This window comes from Streptomyces sp. NPDC012508 (assembly GCF_042902595.1).
GTDB lineage: Bacteria > Actinomycetota > Actinomycetes > Streptomycetales > Streptomycetaceae > Streptomyces.
The window spans coordinates 820,313-839,014 of sequence record NZ_JBIBEO010000001.1 but is presented as its reverse complement, the minus strand read 5'-3'; the positions used below and the strand labels follow the sequence as shown (position 1 = coordinate 839,014).

Below are 18,702 nucleotides of genomic sequence, written 5' to 3'. Positions count from 1 at the left end.
TATGGCCATGCCGCTCCGTCAGTCCATCCGGGTCGGGACCTATCTCATCGAACAGAAGCTCCGCAAGCGGGACAAGTTCCCCCTCATCGTCGAACTGGAGCCCCTGTTCGCCTGCAACCTCAAGTGCGAGGGCTGCGGGAAGATCCAGCACCCGGCCGGTGTGCTCAAGCAGCGGATGCCGGTCGCCCAGGCCGTCGGCGCCGTCCTGGAGTCCGGGGCGCCGATGGTCTCCATCGCCGGTGGCGAACCCTTGATGCATCCTCAGATCGACGAGATCGTGCGCCAGTTGGTGGCGAAGAAGAAGTACGTCTTCCTCTGCACCAACGCGATGCTGCTGCGCAAGAAGCTGGAGAACTTCACCCCCTCCCGGTACTTCGCCTTCGCCGTGCACATCGACGGTCTGCGCGAACGGCACGACGAATCCGTCGCCAAGGAGGGCGTGTTCGACGAGGCGGTGGCGGCGATCAAGGAGGCCAAGCGGCGCGGCTTCCGGGTCACCACCAACTCGACCTTCTTCAACACCGACACCCCGCAGACCATCATCGAGGTGCTCAACTACCTCAACGACGACCTCCAGGTCGACGAGATGATGATCTCGCCCGCCTACGCCTACGAGAAGGCCCCGGACCAGGAGCACTTCCTCGGTGTCGAGCAGACCCGGGAGCTCTTCAAGAAGGCCTTCGCCGGCGGCAACCGGGGCCGGTGGCGGCTCAACCACTCGCCGCTCTTCCTGGACTTCCTCGAGGGCAAGGCGGACTTCCCCTGCACGGCGTGGGCGATCCCGAACTACTCGCTCTTCGGCTGGCAGCGCCCCTGCTACCTGATGAGCGACGGTTATGTCCCCACGTACCAGGAGCTGATCGAGGAGACCGACTGGGAGAAGTACGGCCGGGGCAAGGACCCGCGCTGCGCCAACTGCATGGCGCACTGCGGCTACGAGCCCACCGCCGTCCTCGCCACCATGGGCTCGCTGAAGGAGTCCCTGAGGGCGGCCCGCGAGACCGTCTCCGGCAACCGCGGATGACGTGACGGGTACGGGAGGTCCCGCGACGTCACAGGGCGCGGGCCTCCCGGACGCCGAGGACGTACGGCCCCGGGTGTCCGGCCCGGGCGTACGGCCCCGGGTGCACGGCCGAGGACGTACGGCCGAACGACGAAAGGGGGCCGAGCATGACGATTCTGGAGAACATCCGGGGGCCGCGCGACCTCCGGCCGCTGGGCGGCGCGGAGCTCGACGAACTGGCCGCGGAGATCCGGCAGTTCCTGATCCAAGCCGTCGCCAGGACGGGTGGCCATCTGGGACCCAACCTCGGCGTGGTGGAGCTGACCATCGCGCTGCACCGGGTCTTCGACTCGCCCGACGACCGCATCCTCTGGGACACCGGGCACCAGAGCTATGTCCACAAACTCCTCACCGGCCGCCAGGACTTCTCCAAGCTGCGCAGCAAGGGCGGACTCTCCGGCTATCCCTCCCGCGAGGAGTCGGAGCACGACGTCATCGAGAACTCGCACGCCTCGACCGTCCTCGGCTGGGCCGACGGACTGGCCAAGGCGAACGAGGTCTCCGGCCATCTCGACCACGTCGTCGCCGTCATCGGGGACGGCGCCCTGACCGGTGGCATGGCCTGGGAGGCGCTCAACAACATCGCCGCCGCCCGCGACCGGCCCCTGATCATCGTCGTCAACGACAACGAGCGCTCGTACGCCCCGACGATCGGCGGCCTCGCCCAGCACCTCGCCGCCCTGCGTACCACCGACGGCTACGAGCGCTTCCTCGCCTGGGGCAAGGACGTCCTCCAGCACACACCCGTGATCGGGCAGCCCCTCTACGGGTCGCTGCACGGCGCCAAGAAGGGGTTCAAGGACACGTTCGCGCCCCAGGGGCTCTTCGAGGACCTGGGCCTCAAGTACGTCGGCCCCGTCGACGGCCACGACATCGGCGCCGTCGAGTCCGCGCTGCGCCGCGCCCAGCGCTTCCACGGTCCCGTCCTGGTCCACTGCCTCACGGAGAAGGGCCGCGGCTACCGCCCTGCCGTGGAGGACGAGGCGGACCGCTTCCACGCCGTCGGCGCCATGGACCCGCTCACCTGCGCACCGCTCGCCCCGTCGGCCGGACCCTCCTGGACCGCCGTGTTCGGGGAGGCCATCGCCGAGCTCGGGGCCGAGCGCCCGGACGTCGTGGCGATCACCGCCGCCATGCTCCACCCCGTCGGCCTGACGAAGTTCGCCGAGCGGTTCCCCGACCGGGTCTGGGACGTGGGCATCGCCGAGCAGCACGCCGTCGTCTCCGCCGCGGGCCTGGCCACCGGCGGGCTCCACCCCGTCGTGGCGGTGTACGCGACCTTCCTCAACCGGGCCTTCGACCAGCTGCTCATGGACGTCGCCCTGCACAGGTGCGGGGTCACCTTCGTCCTGGACCGGGCCGGCGTCACCGGCACCGACGGCGCCTCGCACAACGGCATGTGGGACCTCTCCGTCCTCCAGGTCGTGCCGGGCCTGCGGATCGCCGCCCCGCGCGACGCCGAGCAGCTCCGCGCCCAGCTGCGCGAGGCCGTCGACGTCGACGACGCCCCGACCCTGCTGCGCTTCCCCAAGGAGACGGTGGGGGAGCCTGTCCCGGCCGTGGGGAGGATCGGCGGGATGGACGTCCTGCTGGAGCCGTCGGGGCCGGGCGCGGAGGTGCTCCTCGTCGCCGTCGGTGTCATGGCCGAGGTCTGCCTCCAGGCCGCCGATCTGCTCGCCGGACGCGGCATCCACTGCACCGTCGTCGACCCGCGCTGGGTCAAACCGGTGGACGAGGCCCTCGCCCCGCTCGCCGAGCGGCACAGCCTGGTCGCCGTCGTCGAGGACGGCATCCGCACCGGCGGCGTCGGCGCGGCCGTCGGCCAGACCCTGCGCGACGCCGGCGTCGACGTCCCGCTGCGGACCTTCGGGATCCCCGAGCAGTTCCTCGGCCACGCCAAGCGCGGCGAGGTGCTCGCCGACCTCGGCCTGACCCCGGTGGAGATCGCCGGACGGATCAGCGCCGCACTGACCCGGAAGAAGGGGCGATGAGCAAGGAGTTCGACCTCTCGGCACTGCTCGCCGAACGCGGCGCGGAGCGCTACGAGCTGCACACCCGGTACCTCAACCACCAGCTCCCGCGCATGCTGCACACCATCGGCTTCGACAAGGTCTACGTACGGGCCGAGGGCGCCCACTTCTGGGACGCCGACGGCGGCGACCACCTCGACATGCTGGCCGGCTTCGGCGTCATGGGCCTCGGGCGGCACCACCCCGTCGTCCGCAAGGCCCTCCACGACGTCCTGGACGCCCAGCTCGCCGACCTGACCCGCTTCGACTGCCAGCCGCTGCCCGGGCTGCTCGCCGAGAAGCTGCTCGCCCACAGCCCGCACCTGGACCGGGTCTTCTTCGGCAACAGCGGTACGGAAGCGGTGGAGACCGCGCTGAAGTTCGCCCGGTACGCCACCGGGAAGCCCAGGATCCTCTACTGCTCCCACGCCTTCCACGGTCTGACCACCGGCTCCCTCTCGGTCAACGGCGAGAAGGGCTTCCGGGACGGCTTCGCCCCGCTGCTGCCCGACACCGCGATCGAGCTCGGCGACCTCGACGCCCTGGAGCGCGAGCTGCGCAAGGGCGACGTCGCCGGGTTCGTCGTCGAACCCATCCAGGGCAAGGGGGTGCACGAGGCCCCGCCCGGCTTCCTGCGCGCCGCCCAGGAGGTGCTGCACCGGCACGGGGCGCTGCTGATCGCCGACGAGGTGCAGACCGGGCTCGGCAGGACCGGGGACTTCTACGCGTACCAGCACGAGGACGGCGTCGAACCGGACCTGCTCTGCGTCGCCAAGGCGCTCTCCGGCGGATACGTGCCGGTCGGCGCGACGCTCGGCAAGGACTGGATCTTCAAGAAGGTCTACTCGTCCATGGACCGTGTCCTCGTCCACTCCGCCAGCTTCGGGTCGAACGCGCAGGCCATGGCCGCCGGGCTCGCCGTGCTCTCGGTCATGGAGAACGAGGGGACGGTGGCGCACGCGCGCCGGATCGGCGACCTGCTCTCCTCACGCCTCAAGGAGCTCGTGCCGCGCTACGAGCTGCTGCACGAGATCCGCGGGCGCGGCCTGATGATCGGGATCGAGTTCGGGCGGCCCTCCTCGCTCGGACTGCGCAGCCGGTGGACGATGCTGCAGACCGCCCGCAAGGGCCTCTTCGCGCAGATGGTCGTCGTGCCGCTGCTCCAGCGTCACCGGATCCTGACCCAGGTGTCGGGGGACCACATGGAGGTGATCAAGCTGATTCCGCCGCTGATCATCGACGAGGCCGACGTGGACCGCTTCGTGACCGCCTTCACGGCCGTGATGGACGACGCCCACGCGGGCGGCGGGCTGATGTGGGACTTCGGAAAGACGCTGGTCAAGCAGGCGGTCGCACAGCGCTGACCGCCGCGCGACACGGGCTTTTGCCTCTGGGGCAAGAAAGTTGCCTCAGAGGAAAGTTCCTGGCGGAATGGAGGCATGGCACACCTCCCCGGGAAGCAGTCCGCGGACCCCGCCGCACCGGGCGCGTCCGACAGTCCGCCCGACGCCCTGCCCGAGGCGTCCGTCGCCCCTCCGGACGCGCCGCACGTCGCCCCGCAGCTGCGCGCCCTGCGCCGGCGCCGCGGGCTGACCCTGGAGGTCGCCGCCCAGCGGGCCGGACTCTCCCCGGCCCATCTCTCCCGGCTCGAAACGGGCCACCGCCAGCCCTCGCTCCCGATGCTGCTGGCGCTCGCCCGTATCTACGGTACGACGGTCTCCGAGCTCCTGGGCGAGGTTCCGCCCGAGCGCGATCCCATCGTCCGGGCGAGCCGGTCCGAGCCCGTCGAGGCCGACGGCTGGACCTACCGCCAGGCCGGCGGACCCGGCCGCGCCCTGCAGGCGCTCCGCGTCCACGTCCCGTACGCCACCCGGGCCGACATCGTGCGCGTCCACCCCGGCGAGGAGTGGCTGCACGTCCTCGACGGGCAGGTGCGCCTCGCGCTGGGCGACGCCGTGCACATCCTGGATCCCGGGGACAGCGCGCACTTCGACTCGCTCACCCCGCACCGCATCGGCGCCGTCGGCCGCGGCGGGGCCGAGCTGCTCTTCGTCCACACGCTCATGCAGAGCCCCGCCGCCGAGCTGTGCCTCGGCGACGGAGCCCCGCATCTCCGCTGACCCCTTCGAAAGAGGCCGATATGTCCGAGAAGTCTGCGCCGGTCACCGGCGAGGAGCGCGAGGCCGGCAAGTTCCCCAAGGGGCTGGTGCTCCGGCTCTTCGCCTATCTGGTGGCCGGGCACCTCTTCGCCGGCTTCCTCTACCTGCTCTTCATGCTCGGCGGGCAGAACCAGTAGCGGACGGGGGAGGGGTCACGCCTCGACGAGACGCTCGCGCAGCCGCGCCCGCGTTTCCGGGGTGAGCTTCAGGCCGTCCGTGAGGTAGCGCTCGACCGTCCCCCACGTCTGCTCCATCGTCTCGAACGCGGTACGCAGGTACGTGATCCGCGCGTCGAAGAGCGGGCTGAGCAGCTCCATCACCTCGGGCGCCATGGCCTCCGCGGAGGTGGAGCTGCGCCGCACCTTGTAGCGGCGGTGCGGGTCGTTCGACTTCACGTAGTCGGCCTCGATCGCCTCCCGCTCCACGCCCACCGCGAGCAGCGAGATGGCGATGGACAGACCCGCGCGGTCCTTGCCGGCCGCGCAGTGCATGAGCGCGGGGACGCTGTCCTCGGCCAGTGCGTGCAGGACGCGGCTGTGCTCCGCCGTCCGCTCGATGATGATCTGCCGGTACGAATCGGACATTCGGGCCGCCGCCTTGCCGTCACCCAGGATGCCGCGGAGCTGTTCCAGCTCGCCGGTACTGACCAGCTTCCAGAACTCCTTGCCGTCGGCCGGGTCGTTGAGCGGTATGTTCACATTTCGTACGCCGGGAAGTTCGACGTCCGGTCCCTCGATCTTGACATCGGCCGCATTGCGGAAGTCGAAGACCGTGTGGAGCCCGAGGGTGGAGAGGAACGCCGCGTCCTCCTCGGTGGCGTGCGCCAGGTGGCCGCTGCGGAAGAGACGGCCGAATCGCACCGAACCGCCGTCCACGGTCGGCAGTCCGCCCACGTCCCGGAAGTTGCGTACCCCGGTGAGCTCGGGTTCGGTCGACGAGACCTGCGGCAGCTGCTGCGTCACGAGTGCTCCTGAAGGTTGGCGGTCGGGATCGACTGCTGATCGATTCCTGGGCCAATCATCCCGGGTCGGGGAGCCGCCGCACACCCCCGGGGTATGGGAATGGGTGTTCTGTCCGAATTGGGCCCTAAGGCATAACGCGCCCTGGTTGCAGGGGAGATGGGATTCGGCGCGTGAGCAGCGTCATAGAGGTGACGGACCGTGCCTGATCGTCTTGTGCAATCCCCGTGCCGGAAAAGGAAATCGAAGATCCGCCATCCACGGAGGGTGACCGGAATTCGGCGCGGATATCCCGCCCCTGATTGCGAATGAAAAGCAGCGGCTTGTTCGCCCCGATCCGCTGGTCTAGCGTCACGCTCAATCCGGTCGGACCCGCCGAATCCTGCCACCGTCCGGTATCCGCACCCACCCACGTACGGCAGGAGCGGGGGACCCAGGTAGTACGCCGATCCGGTCGTTCCGGACGGCTCGGGGTGAAGCCGCGTGATACGCGGCCGGACATCTCCAGTTCGAACCCGACAGCTCACCTCGCAGGCGACGGAGAGGAATTCGCCATGCCCGCAAAGGGTAAGCACCGCCGTCCCAAGGTCAACCCGCTCACGCGTGGATTCGTCGCCGCCGGTACGGGTGGCGCCGTCGTCGCCCTGCCCCTGTTCGGCGCGACCGGAGCCCACGCAGCCGACCAGGCCGCGCCGTCCGTGACGTCCCAGCAGGCCGTCGCCGCCGTCGCCGCCGCGACCCCCGCCAAGGCCCCGGCCGCGGAGAAGGCCGCCAAGCCGAAGACGTACTCCGTCGTCCGTGGCGACTACCTGTCGAAGATCGCCGCCGAGCACCACCTCGCGGGTGGCTGGAAGAAGCTCTACGCGGACAACCGCCAGGTCGTCGGCGAGGACCCGTCGCTGATCCTGCCCGGCATGAAGCTCACCCTCGGCGCCAAGTCGACCGCCAAGGCCGCTCCGAAGGCAGCACCCAAGGCCGCTCCGAAGGCTGCTCCCAAGGCGGCTCCCAAGGCCGAGAAGCCCTCCTCCGACGAGCGCGCCTCGCGCTCCGCCGAGCGTGACACCGCCGGCACCGCCCCCGCGACGTCCGCCCCCGCGCAGGCCTCCTCCGGCTGGGTCTCCCCGGTCAGCGGCGGCATCTCCACCCCGTACCGGGCCTCCGGCGCCATGTGGTCCTCCGGCTACCACACCGGTGTCGACTTCATCGCCTCCTCCGGCACCTCGGTCAAGGCCGTCGGCGCGGGCACCGTCTACTCCGCGGGCAACAGCGGCTCGTACGGCAACGAGGTCGTCATCCAGCACGCCGACGGCACGTTCTCGCAGTACGCCCACCTCTCCTCCCTGGGCGTCTCCGCCGGCCAGACCGTCACCGGCGGCCAGGAGATCGGTCTCTCGGGCTCCACCGGCAACTCCACCGGTCCGCACCTGCACTTCGAGATCCGCACCGGCCCGAGCTACGGCTCGGACATCGACCCGCTGGCCTACCTGCGCTCGCACGGCGTCAGCATCTGACACGCCTGATCTGACGCACCGGCAGCACCCGCAGAGGCCCGGCACTTCCGAGTGCCGGGCCCTCGCGCGTATTCCGGCTTGGTGCAATCTTGACCGGTGGCGTATCTCACCCGGCGTCAACCCCTCCTTACGGTCGCGTAGGTCACATCCATAAGGGAAAGATGTGCTCCCGTGGCAGACGATTCGAGATCAAGAGACACGCACGTATTCGGGTCGTACGCGGCGATCGGGGACAGCTTCACCGAGGGCGTGGGAGATCCCGGGCCCGACGGGAGGTACGTGGGCTGGGCGGACCGCTTCGCGGTGCTGCTCGCCGACCGAGTGCCGGAGCACGACGCTTTCCGTTACGCCAACCTGGCCGTACGCGGCCGCCTCCTGGACCAGATCGTGGAGGAGCAGGTCCCCAGGGCCAAGGAACTCGCCCCCGACCTCGTGACCTTCTGCGCGGGGGGAAACGACATCATCCGCCCCGGTAGCGACCCCGACGACGTCGCCGAGCGCTTCGAGCGCGCCGTCGCCGACCTGACGTCGGCCGTCGGCACGGTGATGGTGACGACCGGCTTCGACACCCGCGACGTCCCCGTCCTCCGGCATCTGCGCGGAAAGATCGCCACGTACACGGCCCATGTCCGGTCCATCGCCGACCGCTACGACTGCCCGGTCCTCGACCTGTGGTCGCTCAAGTCGGTGCAGGACAGGCGGGCCTGGGACGACGACCGGCTGCACCTCTCGCCCGAGGGCCACACCAGGGTCGCGCTGCGCGCCGCCCAGGTCCTCGGCATGGACGTACCGGCCGACCCGGACCAGCCCTGGCCCCCGCTCCCGCCGCGCGGCACGCTCGAGGTGCGCCGCGACGACATCAACTGGGCCAGGGAGTACCTCGTGCCGTGGATCGGCCGGCGGCTGCGCGGCGAGAGCTCCGGCGACCACGTGGCGGCCAAGCGCCCCGACCTCATGCCGCTCGGCGACCTCATGCCCCTCTGAGCACGACCGGGGCCGGGATCCGCTCCAGGACACCGCCCGCGAACACGTCGTACAGCGGCAGCGTCTCCAGATGGACGTAGCCGATGTGACAGTCGCAGACCGAGAGCGGGCAGGAGCGCGGGCGCAGCGCGGCACGGTACGAACCGTCGTACAGATTGCCCAGCTCGGCCTTCACGAAGTGACAGCGGCGCACGGTCCCGTCACCGTCCACCGAGATCACCGACTCACCGGTCCGGCAGGGGAGACCGGCTGAGGGGTGCGGACGGCGGCTGTACGGGAAGAGGGGGTCGAGGGCCGTCCAGCCCTCGGCCTCGTCGTCGGTGTACGTATGCCCCTCCGCCGCGTTCACCCAGAGGTAGACCTCGGGCGGGAGATCGTCCCGCAGCCGTCCGGCGTGCTCCCGGTGCTCGGGCAGGCCGACGATCCCGACGCTGAATCGCGTGCCCCGCGTGGTCAGCTCGCGGCACTTGGCGAGAAAGCGCTCGTACGGCGTCTGCCCGGGGTGGTAGGTGCACCAGAGCGCGAGGGTCCCCGGGTCGGCCTCGGCCAGCCACTCCGTACGGCAGCTCAGATTGGTCTGGATCGCCACCCGCTCGATGTGCGGAAGGCGGGACAGCTCGACGAGCGTACGCCGGTACCAGGACCGGACCAGTCCCTCGCCCCACGGGGTGAAGAGAATCCTCAGCCGGTCGCCGGTCTGCGCCGCCGCCCAGGAGGAGAACCGCTCCAGCGCCGCCCGGTCGGCGCGCAGCTGATCGCGGCTGTCGCGACGCTTGGCGAAGGGGCAGTACGGACAGTCGTAGTCGCAGGAGGAGAGCGGGCCCCGGTAGAGGATCGTCAGGTCCATGCCGTCACCCCGCTACTTCGGCTCGTAGGCGGCCATCGCCGCCCGCACGCCCGGCGAGAAGAGGGCGGGTCCGAGGGCGTCCGAGTGGGCCAGGCCCTCGGGGGAGAGCCGCAGCAGACCGCTGCCGGCCGTCGGATCCAGCCAGCCGAGCGCCTCGAACCGGCGCAGCTCGGCCGGGAAGTCGGCGAACGGCGAGGTGCCGAAGCGCTCCACGTACCCGGCCGTGGCCATGCCCCGGGCCTGGAGGAGGGACTGGAGCAGATGGCGGCGGCGCGCCTCGTCGGCGTCGACCCACCGGCCCACCCGCGCCCGCGTGAAGTCCTCCGTCTCGGTGTAGGCGTCGACGATCGAGCGGATCTCCCTCATGTCGACCGCGTAGTCGAACGAGTGGTGCAGGGAGGAGGTGTACGAACGGGCCCCGCAGCCCAGGCCGATCATCCCGTCCGTCTGGCAGGCGTAGTCGTCGGCGCCCTGCGGCGGGGCGTCGGTGCGCCGGAACATCCGCATGGACACCTGGGCGTAGCCCCGCGCGAGCAGATGGTCCCGGCCGTGGCGGTACAGCCGCAGCCGCTGCTCGTCCCACTCCCGGTCGGCGTTCGGGGAGAGCCGGCCGAGGCCGGTGAGCGGACGGACATAGAGGGGGTAGAGGTAGAGCTCCTCGGGCGCCCAGGCGAGTGCCGCGTCGAGGGAGTGGGTCCAGGACTCCTCGGTCTGGCCCTCGATGCCGTAGATCAGATCGATGTTGAGGACGGGGACGCCGGTGTCCCGGATCCGGGCCAGCGCGGCCTCGACATCGGCGCGGCGCTGGGGCCGTACGGCGGCGCGCGCCTCGGCCTCCACGAAGCTCTGCACACCGATGCTGAGCCGGGTGGCACCCCTGTCGGCCAGGACCGCGAGCCGGTCGGCGGTCGCCGTCGAGGGAGACGTCTCGACGGACAGGGGGACGGCACGCAGCTCGGCCCCCATCCGCTTCTCGGCGATGTCGCAGAGCCGCTCCAGCTCGTCGGCGGTGAGGAAGGTCGGCGTGCCGCCGCCGAAGGCTGCCGTGGCGAACCGGACCGGCGCGCTGTCGCCGAGCGCCTCGCGGACGGCGGTCGCCTGGCGGTCGAGCGCGTCGAGATAGCGCGTCGTCAGCTCGTCCGGCGCGCCGATCCGGGTGAAGAGATTGCAGAAGCCGCAGCGGACCTCGCAGAACGGTATGTGGGCGTAGAGCGAAAGAGCGTCTTTTGGCTCGTCCCGCCAGAGCGCCGCGAGGGAGGGCGCCGGGTCGGGGAGCGGCCGATAGGCCGTCTTGTGCGGATAGGCGTAGACGTAGCTCTCGTACGGACGCGGGGTCTCGGTCGCTTCGTTCACGCGGCCGCCCCCCGCTCCGGGCCGTCCAGGAAGAAGTGGGCGTACGGGACGGTCCATACGACCTCGTGGCCGAGCCGGTGACCGGTGTAACCGTCCTCCCCGTACGCCGTGCCGTGGTCGGAGCAGACGATCGCGAAGCAGGGGCGGCGGCTGCTCATGGCGGCGAAGAGCCGGCCGATGTGCCGGTCGACGTACTCCAGTGCCGCCGCGTGCGAGGCACGGGTGTCGCCGGACTCCCGGGTCGCGCCGGGGAGATGGAACCAATTGGGCTGGTGCAGCGCGGAGACGTTCAGGAAGAGGAAGAGGCGCTGCTCGGGCGGGAGCCCGGCGACGATCTCCTCGGCCCTGGTCACCTGGGACGCGAAGGAGGTCGGGGAGGTGACACCGAAGTCGGGCTCCCAGTGGCTCTCCTGGAAGAGGTCCGGCAGCACGGAGCCGAGCGGGCCCTGCCCGTTGAAGAAGCCGACGCCGCCGACGCACACGGTGCGGTAGCCCTCCTCGGCCAGGCCGGACACGAGATCGGGGGTGTCGTGGACGAACGTGCCCCCCGCGGTGCTCTCGCTGCCCGCGAACCGCGCCGCGAAGAGGCGGGGGTGCGGGCCCTGGGCGGCGGGGGTCGGCAGGAACCCCGCGAAGATCGCCTGGTGGGAGGCGTACGTGAAGCTGCCGGGGGCGTGCCGGCGCTCCCAGCGCCCGCCCGGGAGGTGCCGGGCCAGGTTCGGGATGCGGCCGGCGGCGGCCAGCTCGGCGGCCACGTCGTACCGGAGGGTGTCGAGCGTGACCAGGAGGAGATCGTGGCTGCCCACGATCTCGTTCATGTCGGGTGCGTGCTGCTGGTTCACGTGGCGCTCGATCCTGTGGTGCGGGTGGTGCGGGTGGTGCGGGTGGTGCGGGTGGTGCGGGTGGTGTCAGTGGTGCTGGTGATGCCAGTGGTTCTTGTGGTGGCGGGGCTGCGGGGACCGTCGGCGGCGAGGGCGCCGGTCGTGGCGGGGCTGCGGGCGGGTTTTCCGCGCAGGAGCGCGGCGACCTGGGCGGCGTACGTGTCCAGGCCCTCCGCGCCGCTGCCCGGCAGGCCGGTGAGTCCGGGGAGGAGATCGCCGAAGGCGTTGACCTCGCCGACGGCGAAGCGCCGCCAGCCGACGGCCGGCAGCAGATCGACCCCGACGCACCGCATCCCGGGGAAGGCGTCGGCGGCCCGCTCGCACACCCCGAGCGCGTCCGACCACCGGCCGCCCGCGGCCGAGACCGCCGCTCGCACGGCACCCAGGTCGCCCCGGGTACCGCCGAGATGGAGGTTGGTCATCGGGGAACGGCTGGTCCGTACGACGGCGTGGGTGGCGCGCCCGTCGATCACCACCACCCGCAGATCGGCCGCGCGCCCTCCCTGCGCCGCCTTCGGCAGCCAGCGCTCGACGTGCAGCCCGTCGGGTGCGAGCGCGTCGACGATCGCGGCGACCTCGCGCTCCGTCGTATAGCGGCGCACCCGGAGGGAGTTGAAGAGGTGTCCGTCGGGGGAGCGTTCCACGGAGGTGGTGGCCTGTACGCGTCCGGCGGCGTTCGTCTCCACGGCCAGGACCCCCGAGGCGGACGAGCCATGGGCGAGCTTCACGAACACCCGGCGCAGCCCGGACGCCGCCATCAGGGAGCGGACGTCCGCCCAGCCCCGTACAGGAGGGGCGGCCGCCCCGGAGGTCGGCGAGTCCGGTACGGGGACCCCGGCCTCGCGCAGCCGGGCATGGGCGAGCCGTTTGTCGAACAGGACCGCCGGCTCGGCGGGATCGTCGACGAGGACCGCGCCGGCGTCGCCCACGCTCCGGGCCAGCCCTGCCGTCGCCGCCGTGAACGCCTCGTACCAGCGGCCCGTGCCCTCGACCCGGGTCGGATCGTCCGTGCCGCGCAGCAGCCGGTCGACGTCCGGGTCCTCACCGGGTGATTCCAGCCGGACCGTCTCGCCCGGGTGGAACCGCGCCCCGCCCCGCAGCACGTCGAGCCAGGGCTCGACCCGCACTTCGGGCAGCCCGGCCGCCCGTACCGCGTCGCGGAAGAACGCGACCCGGCGGTTGGCCGGGTTGCCGACGACGACGAGGCGCGGGTGCGTGAGGGCCGGTTGCCCGGGGTGCGGGTGCCCGAGGGGCGGGGAGTACGTCATTCGGCGACCGCGACGTACCGGTGGATCTCGCCGTCGCCGTCGTCCTCCGCCTCCTGCGCGTCGTCCACGTCGACCGTCACCCCGTAAGGGGTGAGGGCGTCGACGACCCGCTCGCTCATCTTCTCGGACAGGTAGTGGTGCGAGAGGTCGAGATGCGAGAGGTGCGTCAACGGCTGGCCCACGAGCAGCGCCTCGGCCCCCTCGTCGGTGAGCGTGCCCATCGACAGGTCGAGGGTGTCGAGCCGGGCGACGACGGGGGCGCCGGCCACCGCGGCGGCGATCTCGTCCTGGATGACGCTGTTGCGCAGCCCGAGATGGCGCAGGGCGGGGAACCCGGTGCCGGCGAGCAGCGGCTCCAGGTCCGAGACCGAGGAGTCACCGCCGTACTCGTCCGTGCCGAGCCAGAGCTCCAGCTTCTCCAGCGCGGGCAGGTCGCTTCCCGCGATGCCGCGCACGACCTCGGCGCCCAGACCGCCGGACTCCACCACGAGCGTGGTCAGCGCGGTGTGCCGGATGGCGGGGAACCCGAGCTCCGTGCCCCCGCGCACACCGAACTCCCGCAGGCGGGGGTAGGCGGCGAGCAGAGGCGAGACGTCGGACTGCTGGATCCACGAGATCTCGCAGTCCTCGAAGCTCATGTCCCCCAGGAACAGCGCCTCCAGACCGGTGAGCCGGTCGCCGGCCGCCTCCACGAGCCGAGCGACGATCGCCGCGGACGACGTGTCGTACGCCTCGTCCCAGCCGCCGGCGATCAGCGCGCGGACCCGGGTCGTGTCGACGTCGGCGAGGAAACGGTCGAAGACCCGATCCCACTGCTCGTCGTCCGAGTCGCAGTACGTCGGCCCGGAGACGCGCCAGGCCACGGAGGCCGCGTCCGGCAGCTCGACGGCGGTGTCACGATCCGGGAAATGGAACACGGGCAGGCCGTGAAACTCCTGAATGTATCCCGAAATGGTCATGAGTGCTCCAGACACCGGACGGCGTTGATCGGCTGACGCGAGCAGTTGTACCAAGCCGCACCGACAACCCCGCGCGCCGGGGGCGGCGGAAGGCCGTTGTCAGTGGCTGCCTCTAGCGTCGAATGCGTGGTCGACACGAGGCGTGTGCACCACGGAGGGGAGAGCCATGTACCGGCAGGGAGACGTGCTGATCGTGCCCGTCGCGGAGAGCGCGGTGCCCGAGCATGTGAAGGGCGCGGCGGGGGAGCCGAGAGACGCGAGGGGCCGGCTGGTCCTGGCCCTCGGTGAGGTCACCGGGCACGCCCACGCGGTCCCGGGGCCCGGCCGACTGGTGGCCGAGCCGGGACCGTTCGGGCCCCTGGTGCTCGAACTGCCCTCGGGCGGACGGGTGGTGCACGAGGAGCACGCCCCGATCCCGCTGCCGAAGGGCTGGTACCGGGTGGTGCGGCAGCGGGAGTACACACCGGGCGCGTACCGGATCGTCGCGGACTGACACAGCAGGGGCGCGGACCGCGGACGGAAGCGCCGCGTGGGACGGACAGAGCGGCGCGGACCGAGGGATCGTCGCGCACGGACAAGGGGGAGAGATGAACGGGACATCGACGGTGGTGGACAGGTGGAGGGCCGTCGTGGCGGCCACCGGGGCGGCGGACCGTGCCGCGGCGGAGGAGGGAGTACGGCTCGCGTACCGCTCGGCCGGCCTCGCTGGCCCGGAGCGGATCGTCTGGGCGGACTCGCCCCGGGCGGCCGTCACGCTCGTGCGCGAACTGGCCGACGCGGGACGCTCGGTGCGCGACGAGGTCCGTACGCGGCCCTGGGCGGAGGAGCGCCGCCGGGTGCATGACGAGCTCGGCCCCCGTGGCTGGACCGCGCTGTGGACGAGCACCGGCGCCCGGCTCTGGGACACCACACGGACGCTCGCCGATCGCATACGGTCCGCGGTCGTGGAGGACCTCGCGGGGGAGGCCGGAGTGCCCGGGGAGGCCGGGCAGGGCGGGGTGCCCGGGGAAGCCGGGGTGCCCGGGACGTCCGCGACACCCGGGGTGCTCGCTAGTCGTCCCGAGGCGCCCTGGGATGCTGCCGCCGTGCGGCTGGTGCTCCTCGACGCGGTCCTCGGCCAGCAGGACGCGGCCTGGCTCGCCGCCTTCGACGGCCGTGGCGAACGGCTCGCCGGGCTCGCCGCGGTCGCCGCGCACGCGGGCTGGTGGTGGCCGTACGAAAAGGTCGCCGTGGTGTGCGAACGGCCCGTCGAGCTGCACCGGGACGAGGCCGGCCGCCTGGACCGGGGCGACGGCCCGGCGCTCGCCTTCCGCGACGGCTTCGCGCTCTACGCCTGGCGGGGGATGCCGGTGCCCGCGGAGTTCCTCGCCGGACTGGGCGGGCTCACTCCCGAGCGCATACGGGCCGAGGAGAACGCCGAACTGCGGCGCGTGATGCTCGAGTACTACGGCTACGAGCGCTACCTCGCCGAGTCGGGGGCCCGCCCTGTGGGCCGGGACGAGACGGGCGTGCTCTGGCGGATCGAGCTCGCGGACGACGAGGACGTGGTGATGGTCGAGGTGGTCAACGCGACCCCGGAGCCGGACGGGACGTTCCGTACCTACTGGCTGCGCGTGCCCCCCGGGACGACGACCGCGCGCGAGGGGGTCGCGTGGACCTTCGGGCTCGACGCGGCGGTGTACGAACCGGTGGTACAGACCTGACAGAGCGGACAGACCTGAGCGGGTGACCGGACAGGAGTGGCGCCCGGGCGGGGGAGGTGGAGGGTGCTGGGATGGGCGGCGCCGGGGCTGTCCGGCAACCACCGCCGAAGGGACCGCCCGTGACGACCGGTCATCACCACCGCTTCCGTACTCGTATCCGCGCTCGTGGCCTCCGCCGTACGACGGTCGCCGGTGTCGTGCTCGGCGCGCTCGCGCTCGCCGGTGTCGCGCCCGCGCTCGCGGCGCCACCCGTGGCCGGACCCGCCGCGGCCGCTGTCCGGGCCCCGGCTCCGGCGACCCTCACCGTGACCGGCACCGGGCGGGCCGGAGCCGCGCCCGACATCGCGGTGATCTCGGTCGCGGTGGAGGCGCGGGCCAAGACCGGCCAGGAGGCGATGGCGGCCCAGAGCCGTGCGGCGGAGGCGCTGTTCGCCGCGCTGCGGAAGCAGTCGGTCGCGGACCGGGACATCCGCACCGAGAGCCTCTCCCTCTTCCCGGTCTACACCCAGGCCACCGACGGAGAGAGCAAGGTCTCGGGCTACCAGGCCTCGCAGAGTGTCTCCGCGACGGTCCGGGACGTGGACAGGACCGGCCAGGTCGTCGGGGCGGTCACCAAGGCGACCGGGGACGCGGGCCGGGTGGACGGAGTGACCTTCGACGTCGCGGACCCGGGCGCGCTGCGTTCCAGGGCGCGTGAGCTCGCCCACAAGGACGCGCACGAGAAGGCCGCCCAGCACGCCCGGCTGAGCGGCCACCGCCTCGGCCGGCTCGTGTCCCTCACCGAGACGGACAGCGGCCGTCCCGGAGCCGGTGCCGCGCCGGAGGCATCGGCCGACGCGTCGGGGGTTCCGCTGGCACCCGGAGAGATCGAGGAGCAGGTGACGGTCACAGCCGTGTACGAACTGCTCTGATCCGGTCCCGGGCCAGGGGCGACGAGCCGTTTCGCGGGCCGCGCCACCCGGGCGAGCCCGCCGAGCGAGACGGGCCGTCGCGCCGAGCGAGGGGAAGCCTCTCCACGCGGGCGCGCGCTCGTCCGCCTCGGCCGTCGAGCAGGTCTCTCTACGCGGGTGCGCGGTCGTCCGTGCCGTCGAGCACGGCGTCGAGCGACGGCAGGCCGAGTTCCCTGGCCAGTGCGGCGTCGGCCCATTCCAGCATCGCGGCGCGGGAGAGCGATCCGGCGTACGACGTCATCTGCACGGCGAGCCCGTCCAGGAAGGCGGTCAGCCGCCAGGCCGCGGCGGCAGGGTCAGGGCACGGGAACTCGCCGGCCGCCGCGCCCTCGCCGATCACCCGCGTCAGGGCCGCCTTCCACTGCTGGTCGAGCGCCCCGGCGACCTCGCGCAGCGCCGGTTCGCGCAGGCACGCCGCCCAGCCCTCGATCCAGAGCCGCCAGCCCTTGGCCTGCCCCGTCGGGGCGTACCACCGTACGGCGGCCCTGAGTCGGCGCAGAGCGCTGGTGCGCCTGCTCAGGAGCCGGCGCAGATGGGCGAGGTCGGCCTCGGCGGCGTACGCGAACGCCTCCGCGACAAGCTTTTCCTTGGTCGAGAAGTGGTAGAGCACGAGCGCGTTGGAGACCCCCAGGGCCGAGGCGACATCGGCGATCCTGACGGCGGCCACACCCCGTGCCTCGATCTGCTCGACGGCAGCGCGGAGCAGCTCTTCCCGCCGCTCCGCCACGCTCAACCGCACTCTCGTCACGCCGGTCAGCCTACACAGGGCCACGCCCCGGACATGATCATCTTCTCGGTGGATGAGGCGGCCCATGAAGGGACCGCGGCCGACACGGGGACGGTCGGCGGGTCAGTACCAGCCGTACCGCTCGGCGATCTCCGGCAGCCGCTCCTCGACCAGCGCGTGCGCCGCCGCGCGCGGGGTGGTGCCGTCCGCCTCCGCGCGGTCGAGCATCCGCCCGACCAGGACCCGCATAGCTGCCCGGATGTGCGCGAACGCTCCGTCGGCGTCGGCGCCGATGTCGCCGAAGAGGGTCCACCACCACCAGGCATTGGTGGCGGAATTGACGACCACGTCGGGCAGCACGGTGACTCCCCGCGCGGCGAGCAGCTCCTCCGCCGCCGGGAGTACCGGCATGTTCGCCGCCTCCACGATCCAGCGTGCCCGGATCCGCTCCACCGCCTCGCCGTCGATCGCGTACGAGACGGCGGCCGGGACCAGGACCTCGGCGTCGACCGCGAGCCAGGCGTCGCCGGGCAGCTCGGTGTCCCCTGGCCGCTCGGCGTCGCCCGGCCGCAGCACACTCCGGTCCACGGCGCCGTACGGGTCGCGTGCCGCGAGCAAGGCCTCGACGTCCAGGCCGTCGGGGTTGGCGATCGTCCCCTTCACGTCGGCCACCGCCACGACCGTGAGCCCGGCTCGGGACAGGAAGCGTGCGGTGGCCCCGCCCATGGTCCCGAAGCCCTGCACGGAGACCCGGGTGCCCGCGTGGGGCCGGCCGGCCCGGTCGAGCGCCACGAGGACCGATTCGGCGACCCCGCAGCCGCCCACCAGCTCGTCGAGACCGATGCCCTCGACGTCGACCTCGAACGCGGCCGCGAGCCTCCGCCGGGCCTGGGCCTCGTCGTCCAGGAGCGGATACACGGCCTGGATCGACGAGACCAGACCGGCCTCGGCCGCGGCCCGGTCGACGAGGTCCTGGGTCAGGCCGAGGTCCTCGCCGGTGGTCCAGCAGCGTTCGATGTGGGGGCGCATCGCCCGCAGGTACCGGACCAGGACGCCGTACGCCTCGGGCGAGCGCGGATCGCAGTCGATGCCGCTCTTGGCGCCGCCCAGCGGAACGTACCGGCCGCTCGGGTCGTAGTGCAGGGCCTCCTTCATGCTCATGCCCCGCGCCAGACCGGCCACCTCGTCCAGGGTGCAGCCCTCACGCATCCGCAGGCCCCCGCTGGCCACACCGCGCACGAGCCGGTCGACGACCAGATACCCCCGTCGTCCGGTGACGTGGTCCGACCAGGTGACGGACAACAGAGGGGCGGCGCTCATAGGCGTTCT

18 protein-coding genes and 1 riboswitch are annotated in these 18,702 nt (G+C 72.1%); of the genes, 10 read left to right on the top strand and 8 right to left on the bottom strand.

What is annotated here, in order from left to right; all coding sequences use genetic code 11:
* The first annotated feature begins 1 nt into the window (after position 1).
* From hpnH to ACFY8U_RS03540, 5 genes are all read left to right on the top strand, one after another.
* On the top strand, positions 2–1,024 hold the full coding sequence (gene hpnH, locus ACFY8U_RS03560; protein WP_361440256.1) for an adenosyl-hopene transferase HpnH: 1,023 nt from the start codon (positions 2–4) through the stop codon (positions 1,022–1,024).
* Between the two features lie 146 nt (positions 1,025–1,170).
* Positions 1,171–3,054 (top strand): 1-deoxy-D-xylulose-5-phosphate synthase, encoded by a 1,884-nt coding sequence (dxs, locus tag ACFY8U_RS03555; protein WP_389565076.1) that lies wholly within the window; start codon positions 1,171–1,173, stop codon positions 3,052–3,054.
* A complete protein-coding gene (locus ACFY8U_RS03550; protein WP_389565074.1) occupies positions 3,051–4,436 on the top strand; it encodes an aspartate aminotransferase family protein in 1,386 nt (461 codons plus the stop codon). Before dxs ends, ACFY8U_RS03550 begins: the two co-directional genes overlap by 4 nt.
* Positions 4,437–4,511: 75 nt before the next feature.
* Entirely contained in the window at positions 4,512–5,192 is a 681-nt protein-coding gene (locus ACFY8U_RS03545; protein ID WP_389565071.1) for a helix-turn-helix domain-containing protein, read from the top strand.
* Between the two features lie 20 nt (positions 5,193–5,212).
* The gene (locus ACFY8U_RS03540; protein ID WP_352186173.1) at positions 5,213–5,368 is read left to right on the top strand and encodes a DUF6126 family protein; all 156 of its coding nucleotides are present in this window, start codon (positions 5,213–5,215) and stop codon (positions 5,366–5,368) included.
* 15 nt (positions 5,369–5,383) lie between these two features.
* Here the strand turns inward: ACFY8U_RS03540 and ACFY8U_RS03535 are convergent, their stop codons facing one another.
* Positions 5,384–6,193, bottom strand: a complete 810-nt coding sequence (locus tag ACFY8U_RS03535) for a tyrosine-protein phosphatase (protein WP_389565067.1) — start codon at positions 6,191–6,193, stop codon at positions 5,384–5,386.
* Between the two features lie 360 nt (positions 6,194–6,553).
* Positions 6,554–6,740: riboswitch (cyclic di-AMP (ydaO/yuaA leader) on the top strand.
* Between the two features lie 4 nt (positions 6,741–6,744).
* On the opposite strand from ACFY8U_RS03535, the gene ACFY8U_RS03530 reads away from it, so the two are divergent.
* Both ACFY8U_RS03530 and ACFY8U_RS03525 read left to right on the top strand, forming a co-directional pair.
* On the top strand, positions 6,745–7,701 hold the full coding sequence (locus tag ACFY8U_RS03530) for a peptidoglycan DD-metalloendopeptidase family protein (protein ID WP_389565065.1): 957 nt from the start codon (positions 6,745–6,747) through the stop codon (positions 7,699–7,701).
* Between the two features lie 171 nt (positions 7,702–7,872).
* Complete coding sequence (locus ACFY8U_RS03525; RefSeq protein ID WP_389565062.1) at positions 7,873–8,685, top strand: SGNH/GDSL hydrolase family protein; 813 nt, start codon at positions 7,873–7,875, stop codon at positions 8,683–8,685.
* On the opposite strand, the gene ACFY8U_RS03520 is transcribed toward ACFY8U_RS03525, so the two are convergent.
* Genes ACFY8U_RS03520 through ACFY8U_RS03500 form a run of 5 tightly spaced genes read right to left on the bottom strand, consistent with a single transcriptional unit; the run spans position 8,672 to position 13,993 of the window.
* The gene (locus tag ACFY8U_RS03520) at positions 8,672–9,532 is read right to left on the bottom strand and encodes an STM4011 family radical SAM protein (RefSeq protein ID WP_361594894.1); all 861 of its coding nucleotides are present in this window, start codon (positions 9,530–9,532) and stop codon (positions 8,672–8,674) included. The genes ACFY8U_RS03525 and ACFY8U_RS03520 overlap by 14 nt on opposite strands.
* A 12-nt stretch (positions 9,533–9,544) precedes the next feature.
* The gene (locus ACFY8U_RS03515) at positions 9,545–10,885 is read right to left on the bottom strand and encodes an STM4012 family radical SAM protein (protein ID WP_389565059.1); all 1,341 of its coding nucleotides are present in this window, start codon (positions 10,883–10,885) and stop codon (positions 9,545–9,547) included.
* Positions 10,882–11,703, bottom strand: a complete 822-nt coding sequence (locus ACFY8U_RS03510) for an STM4013/SEN3800 family hydrolase (protein ID WP_389566138.1) — start codon at positions 11,701–11,703, stop codon at positions 10,882–10,884. The genes ACFY8U_RS03515 and ACFY8U_RS03510 overlap by 4 nt, the downstream gene beginning before the upstream one ends.
* 20 nt (positions 11,704–11,723) lie before the next feature.
* Positions 11,724–13,034: an STM4014 family protein gene (locus tag ACFY8U_RS03505; protein ID WP_389565056.1), complete on the bottom strand. Its 1,311-nt coding sequence runs from the start codon at positions 13,032–13,034 to the stop codon at positions 11,724–11,726.
* The gene (locus tag ACFY8U_RS03500) at positions 13,031–13,993 is read right to left on the bottom strand and encodes an STM4015 family protein (RefSeq protein ID WP_389565054.1); all 963 of its coding nucleotides are present in this window, start codon (positions 13,991–13,993) and stop codon (positions 13,031–13,033) included. The genes ACFY8U_RS03505 and ACFY8U_RS03500 overlap by 4 nt, the downstream gene beginning before the upstream one ends.
* A 166-nt stretch (positions 13,994–14,159) precedes the next feature.
* On the opposite strand from ACFY8U_RS03500, the gene ACFY8U_RS03495 reads away from it, so the two are divergent.
* From ACFY8U_RS03495 to ACFY8U_RS03485, 3 genes are all read left to right on the top strand, one after another.
* Positions 14,160–14,486: a hypothetical protein gene (locus ACFY8U_RS03495; protein WP_361440224.1), complete on the top strand. Its 327-nt coding sequence runs from the start codon at positions 14,160–14,162 to the stop codon at positions 14,484–14,486.
* A gap of 94 nt (positions 14,487–14,580) precedes the next feature.
* Positions 14,581–15,696 (top strand): DUF6745 domain-containing protein, encoded by a 1,116-nt coding sequence (locus tag ACFY8U_RS03490; RefSeq protein WP_389565050.1) that lies wholly within the window; start codon positions 14,581–14,583, stop codon positions 15,694–15,696.
* A 119-nt stretch (positions 15,697–15,815) separates the two neighbouring features.
* Positions 15,816–16,607 (top strand): SIMPL domain-containing protein, encoded by a 792-nt coding sequence (locus ACFY8U_RS03485; protein WP_389565047.1) that lies wholly within the window; start codon positions 15,816–15,818, stop codon positions 16,605–16,607.
* A 148-nt stretch (positions 16,608–16,755) separates the two neighbouring features.
* On the opposite strand, the gene ACFY8U_RS03480 is transcribed toward ACFY8U_RS03485, so the two are convergent.
* Both ACFY8U_RS03480 and ACFY8U_RS03475 read right to left on the bottom strand, forming a co-directional pair.
* Entirely contained in the window at positions 16,756–17,394 is a 639-nt protein-coding gene (locus tag ACFY8U_RS03480) for a TetR/AcrR family transcriptional regulator (protein ID WP_389565044.1), read from the bottom strand.
* Between the two features lie 102 nt (positions 17,395–17,496).
* Complete coding sequence (locus ACFY8U_RS03475) at positions 17,497–18,693, bottom strand: Glu/Leu/Phe/Val dehydrogenase dimerization domain-containing protein (protein WP_389565041.1); 1,197 nt, start codon at positions 18,691–18,693, stop codon at positions 17,497–17,499.
* Between the last annotated feature and the right edge of the window lie 9 nt (positions 18,694–18,702).